The organism is Vibrio satsumensis, assembly GCF_050337435.1.
Classification (GTDB): Bacteria; Pseudomonadota; Gammaproteobacteria; order Enterobacterales; family Vibrionaceae; genus Vibrio; species Vibrio satsumensis.
In genome coordinates this window covers 1-6,495 of the sequence record NZ_JAKJSX010000001.1, presented here as the reverse complement: position 1 = coordinate 6,495, position 6,495 = coordinate 1, and the positions used below count along the sequence as shown (strand labels likewise).

Here is a 6,495-nt window from a genome sequence, read left to right as displayed (position 1 = left end):
AGTGGGTTTCCCCATTCAGGAATCCCAGACTCAAAAGGTTATTACTACCTAATCTGGGCTTATCGCAAGTTATTACGCCTTTCATCGCCTCTGACTGCCAAGGCATCCACCGTGTACGCTTAGTCACTTAACCATACAACCCGAAAGGGTCTTATGTATGGCAACTAACCAAGGTTTTTGGTTGTCATCAAGAAGGGTTAATTCTTGATAACTGTTTGCCGGACTCAATGTGATTCAAACAAGTTTGAATCGAATACAAGACACTTGAATGTGTTTGTTGTGTTTACCATAAAGGTAAACATTGAGAACTTTTAAATTTGATTGAATTACTCGTAAGTAATCAATCAGTCAGCTTTCCAAATTGTTAAAGAGCAAGAGTTTTTCAAGTTTTAAACTTTCAAAACCATTTTTAAATACTCTCTTACGAGAATGCTTAAAGATGGTGGGCGATACCGGGCTCGAACCAGTGACCCCCTGCTTGTAAGGCAGGTGCTCTCCCAACTGAGCTAATCGCCCATGATAGTTTTAATTCCTTCATGGAGAAAGAATGGTGGAGCTATGCGGGATCGAACCGCAGACCTCCTGCGTGCAAGGCAGGCGCTCTCCCAGCTGAGCTATAGCCCCATATTTTTATTTCCTTGGGAGGAAATGGTGGGTCGTGCAGGATTCGAACCTGCGACCAATTGATTAAAAGTCAACTGCTCTACCAACTGAGCTAACGACCCAATGGTATCCCGTAGGGGAGTCGAACCCCTGTTACCGCCGTGAAAGGGCGGTGTCCTAGGCCTCTAGACGAACGGGACACTGGATTGAAGAACTTGGGAGTTCTTCGTCTCTTTTACTTTCTAAACCTAATCAATCTGTGTGGACACTTATCGTGAATATCTTCGTATAAGGAGGTGATCCAGCCCCAGGTTCCCCTAGGGCTACCTTGTTACGACTTCACCCCAGTCATGAACCACAAAGTGGTGAGCGTCCTCCCCGAAAGGTTAAACTACCCACTTCTTTTGCAGCCCACTCCCATGGTGTGACGGGCGGTGTGTACAAGGCCCGGGAACGTATTCACCGTAGCATTCTGATCTACGATTACTAGCGATTCCGACTTCATGGAGTCGAGTTGCAGACTCCAATCCGGACTACGACGCACTTTTTGGGATTCGCTCACTATCGCTAGCTTGCTGCCCTCTGTATGCGCCATTGTAGCACGTGTGTAGCCCTACTCGTAAGGGCCATGATGACTTGACGTCGTCCCCACCTTCCTCCGGTTTATCACCGGCAGTCTCCCTGGAGTTCCCGACATTACTCGCTGGCAAACAAGGATAAGGGTTGCGCTCGTTGCGGGACTTAACCCAACATTTCACAACACGAGCTGACGACAGCCATGCAGCACCTGTCTCAGAGYTCCCGAAGGCACACCTGCGTCTCCGCTGGCTTCTCTGGATGTCAAGAGTAGGTAAGGTTCTTCGCGTTGCATCGAATTAAACCACATGCTCCACCGCTTGTGCGGGCCCCCGTCAATTCATTTGAGTTTTAATCTTGCGACCGTACTCCCCAGGCGGTCTACTTAACGCGTTAGCTCCGAAAGCCACGGCTCAAGGCCACAACCTCCAAGTAGACATCGTTTACGGCGTGGACTACCAGGGTATCTAATCCTGTTTGCTCCCCACGCTTTCGCATCTGAGTGTCAGTATCTGTCCAGGGGGCCGCCTTCGCCACTGGTATTCCTTCAGATCTCTACGCATTTCACCGCTACACCTGAAATTCTACCCCCCTCTACAGTACTCTAGTTCACCAGTTTCAAATGCAGTTCCGAGGTTGAGCCCCGGGCTTTCACATCTGACTTAATGAACCACCTGCATGCGCTTTACGCCCAGTAATTCCGATTAACGCTCGCACCCTCCGTATTACCGCGGCTGCTGGCACGGAGTTAGCCGGTGCTTCTTCTGTTGCTAACGTCAAGAGATAGCGCTATTAACRCTACCCCCTTCCTCACAACTGAAAGTACTTTACAACCCGAAGGCCTTCTTCATACACGCGGCATGGCTGCATCAGGCTTTCGCCCATTGTGCAATATTCCCCACTGCTGCCTCCCGTAGGAGTCTGGACCGTGTCTCAGTTCCAGTGTGGCTGATCATCCTCTCAGACCAGCTAGGGATCGTCGCCTTGGTGAGCCATTACCTCACCAACTAGCTAATCCCACCTAGGCATATCTTGACGCGAGAGGCCCGAAGGTCCCCCTCTTTGGCCCGTAGGCATTATGCGGTATTAGCCATCGTTTCCAATGGTTATCCCCCACATCAAGGCAATTTCCTAGGCATTACTCACCCGTCCGCCGCTCGACGCCCATTAACGCACCCGAAGGATTGTTAGTGTCGTTTCCGCTCGACTTGCATGTGTTAGGCCTGCCGCCAGCGTTCAATCTGAGCCATGATCAAACTCTTCAATTTAAGATTTTGTCGACTCAACGAATACTGACTTCAAAACTAATATTCATGTAAACATGAACATGTAATTCTAAAGCTATTACCATTCCAACAGAATGGTAATGAATTGACTGTGCCAAATAACTGTAAGTAGTTATTTGTATTGGTCACTCAGTTCATTGAAATCAATTTTGATTCCGAAGAATCTGTTTTATCTAACGATAAAACGTTTTGATATTCATCAACGAGTGCCCACACAGATTGATAGGTTTAAATTGTTAAAGAGCTTTGCTTTCAGTGCCTTAGCACTTAAGCAGGACGCGTATAATACGCTTTCTACTTTGAAAGTCAACATAAAATACTAAGAAAACTTAGAACTCTATGGTGACTTGTCTACTTTGTAGACAAAGTCGAAATTAAAGCCTGGCGATGTCCTACTCTCACATGGGGAAGCCCCACACTACCATCGGCGCTATTGTGTTTCACTTCTGAGTTCGGCATGGAATCAGGTGGGTCCACAATGCTATGGTCGCCAAGCAAATTTTAAAATTCGGAAAGCTTCTTCTCTATTTAATAGATCTATAAGTTTTTCTCTTCAAACTCATTCAAGCGTTTGGTCTTTCTTTGAGTCCATCAAAACCCCTTGGGTGTTGTATGGTTAAGCCTCACGGGCAATTAGTACAGGTTAGCTCAATGCCTCGCAGCACTTACACACCCTGCCTATCAACGTCGTAGTCTACGACAACCCTTTAGGACGCTTATAGCGCCAGGGAAAACTCATCTCAAGGCTCGCTTCCCGCTTAGATGCTTTCAGCGGTTATCGATTCCGAACTTAGCTACCGGGCAATGCCATTGGCATGACAACCCGAACACCAGAGGTTCGTCCACTCCGGTCCTCTCGTACTAGGAGCAGCCCCTTTCAATTTTCCAACGCCCACGGCAGATAGGGACCGAACTGTCTCACGACGTTCTAAACCCAGCTCGCGTACCACTTTAAATGGCGAACAGCCATACCCTTGGGACCGACTTCAGCCCCAGGATGTGATGAGCCGACATCGAGGTGCCAAACACCGCCGTCGATATGAACTCTTGGGCGGTATCAGCCTGTTATCCCCGGAGTACCTTTTATCCGTTGAGCGATGGCCCTTCCATTCAGAACCACCGGATCACTATGACCTGCTTTCGCACCTGCTCGAATTGTCATTCTCGCAGTCAAGCGGGCTTATGCCATTGCACTAACCACACGATGTCCAACCGTGTTTAGCCCACCTTCGTGCTCCTCCGTTACTCTTTGGGAGGAGACCGCCCCAGTCAAACTACCCACCAGGCACTGTCCGTAATCCCGATTCAGGGACCAACGTTAGAACATCAAAACTACAAGGGTGGTATTTCAAGGACGACTCCACCACATCTAGCGACGCGGTTTCATAGTCTCCCACCTATCCTACACATGTAGGTTCAATGTTCAGTGCCAAGCTGTAGTAAAGGTTCACGGGGTCCGATTTTGCACAGTGCTGTGTTTTTAATAAACAGTTGCAGCCACCTGGTATCTGCGACTCTCGTCTGCTCCATCCGCAAGGGACTTCACTGATAAGAGCGTACCTTCTCCCGAAGTTACGGTACCATTTTGCCTAGTTCCTTCACCCGAGTTCTCTCAAGCGCCTTGGTATTCTCTACCCGACCACCTGTGTCGGTTTGGGGTACGATTCCTTACAATCTGAAGCTTAGAGGCTTTTCCTGGAAGCATGGCATCAATGACTTCACTACCGTAGTAGCTCGACATCGTATCTCAGCGTTAGTAGCGGTCCGGATTTACCTAAACTTTCCGCCTACGTACTTGAACCTGGACAACCGTCGCCAGGCCCACCTAGCCTTCTCCGTCCCCCCATCGCAATTGTAAGAAGTACGGGAATATTAACCCGTTTCCCATCGACTACGCCTTTCGGCCTCGCCTTAGGAGTCGACTTACCCTGCCCCGATTAACGTTGGACAGGAACCCTTGGTCTTCCGGCGAGGGAGTTTTTCACTCCCTTTATCGTTACTCATGTCAGCATTCGCACTTCTGATACCTCCAGCAGCCCTTACAGACCACCTTCAACGGCTTACAGAACGCTCCCCTACCCCACATACCCTAAGGTACGTAGCCGCAGCTTCGGTGTATAGCTTAGCCCCGTTACATCTTCCGCGCAGGCCGACTCGACCAGTGAGCTATTACGCTTTCTTTAAATGATGGCTGCTTCTAAGCCAACATCCTGGCTGTCTGAGCCTTCCCACATCGTTTCCCACTTAGCTATACTTTGGGACCTTAGCTGGCGGTCTGGGTTGTTTCCCTCTCCACGACGGACGTTAGCACCCGCCGTGTGTCTCCCGGATAGTACTTACTGGTATTCGGAGTTTGCAAAGGGTTGGTAAGTCGGGATGACCCCCTAGCCTTAACAGTGCTCTACCCCCAGTAGTATTCGTCCGAGGCGCTACCTAAATAGCTTTCGGGGAGAACCAGCTATCTCCAGGTTTGATTGGCCTTTCACCCCTAGCCACAAGTCATCCGCTAATTTTTCAACATTAGTCGGTTCGGTCCTCCAGTTGATGTTACTCAACCTTCAACCTGCCCATGGCTAGATCACCTGGTTTCGGGTCTAATCCTAGCAACTGTACGCCCAGTTAAGACTCGGTTTCCCTACGGCTCCCCTAAACGGTTAACCTTGCTACTAAAATTAAGTCGCTGACCCATTATACAAAAGGTACGCAGTCACACCACGAAGGTGCTCCTACTGCTTGTACGTACACGGTTTCAGGTTCTATTTCACTCCCCTCACAGGGGTTCTTTTCGCCTTTCCCTCACGGTACTGGTTCACTATCGGTCAGTCAGTAGTATTTAGCCTTGGAGGATGGTCCCCCCATATTCAGACAGGATATCACGTGTCCCGCCCTACTCGTTTTCACTGATTATGATGTGTCGGTTACGGGGCTATCACCCTTTATTGCGGGACTTTCCAGAGTCTTCATCTGTCTCATTAAAAGCTTAAGGGCTAATCCAATTTCGCTCGCCGCTACTTTCGGAATCTCGGTTGATTTCTCTTCCTCGGGGTACTTAGATGTTTCAGTTCCCCCGGTTTGCCTCCTGCTGCTATGTATTCACAACAGGATACTTACTTATGTAAGTGGGTTTCCCCATTCAGGAATCCCAGACTCAAAAGGTTATTACTACCTAATCTGGGCTTATCGCAAGTTATTACGCCTTTCATCGCCTCTGACTGCCAAGGCATCCACCGTGTACGCTTAGTCACTTAACCATACAACCCGAAAGGGTCTTAGCGTATGGCAACTAACCAAGGTTTTTGGTTGTCATCAAGAAGGGTTAATTCTTGATAACTGTTTGCCGGACTCAATGTGATTCAAACAAGTTTGAATCGAATACAAGACACTTGAATGTGTTTGTTGTGTTTACCATAAAGGTAAACATTGAGAACTTTTAAATTTGATTGAATTACTCGTGAGTAATCAATCAGTCAGCTTTCCAAATTGTTAAAGAGCTTGATTCAATAAATTGAACCATTTTTAAAGACTCTCTTAAGAGAATACTTAAAGATGGTGGAGCTATGCGGGATCGAACCGCAGACCTCCTGCGTGCAAGGCAGGCGCTCTCCCAGCTGAGCTATAGCCCCATCTAGGTCGATATTGGTGGGTCTGAGTGGACTTGAACCACCGACCTCCCGCTTATCAGGCGAGCGCTCTAACCAGCTGAGCTACAGACCCAATATCGTCTCTTAACTTTTCTAAACCTAATCAATCTGTGTGGACACTTATCGTGARTATCTTCGTATAAGGAGGTGATCCAGCCCCAGGTTCCCCTAGGGCTACCTTGTTACGACTTCACCCCAGTCATGAACCACAAAGTGGTGAGCGTCCTCCCCGAAAGGTTAAACTACCCACTTCTTTTGCAGCCCACTCCCATGGTGTGACGGGCGGTGTGTACAAGGCCCGGGAACGTATTCACCGTAGCATTCTGATCTACGATTACTAGCGATTCCGACTTCATGGAGTCGAGTTGCAGACTCCAATCCGGACTACG

Annotated in this window: 6 tRNA genes and 5 rRNA genes; all 11 read right to left on the bottom strand. The window is 48.6% G+C overall.

Annotation, left to right across the window (positions count from 1 at the left end):
- Nucleotides 1-133: ribosomal RNA gene (locus L4C44_RS00055) — 23S ribosomal RNA — on the bottom strand; the annotation flags it as partial.
- Between the two features lie 307 nt (nt 134-440).
- A tRNA-Val gene (locus tag L4C44_RS00050) sits at nt 441-516 on the bottom strand.
- Between the two features lie 32 nt (nt 517-548).
- Nucleotides 549-624 (bottom strand) — tRNA-Ala (locus tag L4C44_RS00045).
- 25 nt (nt 625-649) lie between these two features.
- Nucleotides 650-725: transfer RNA gene (locus tag L4C44_RS00040), tRNA-Lys, on the bottom strand.
- 2 nt (nt 726-727) lie between these two features.
- Nucleotides 728-803: transfer RNA gene (locus L4C44_RS00035), tRNA-Glu, on the bottom strand.
- A gap of 89 nt (nt 804-892) precedes the next feature.
- A 16S ribosomal RNA gene (locus tag L4C44_RS00030) occupies nt 893-2,447 on the bottom strand.
- A 397-nt stretch (nt 2,448-2,844) separates the two neighbouring features.
- A 5S ribosomal RNA gene (gene rrf, locus L4C44_RS00025) occupies nt 2,845-2,960 on the bottom strand.
- Nucleotides 2,961-3,077: 117 nt separating this feature from the next.
- A 23S ribosomal RNA gene (locus L4C44_RS00020) occupies nt 3,078-5,716 on the bottom strand.
- Nucleotides 5,717-6,012: 296 nt separating this feature from the next.
- A tRNA-Ala gene (locus L4C44_RS00015) sits at nt 6,013-6,088 on the bottom strand.
- A gap of 14 nt (nt 6,089-6,102) precedes the next feature.
- A tRNA-Ile gene (locus tag L4C44_RS00010) sits at nt 6,103-6,179 on the bottom strand.
- Nucleotides 6,180-6,246: 67 nt separating this feature from the next.
- Nucleotides 6,247-6,495: ribosomal RNA gene (locus tag L4C44_RS00005) — 16S ribosomal RNA — on the bottom strand; the annotation flags it as partial.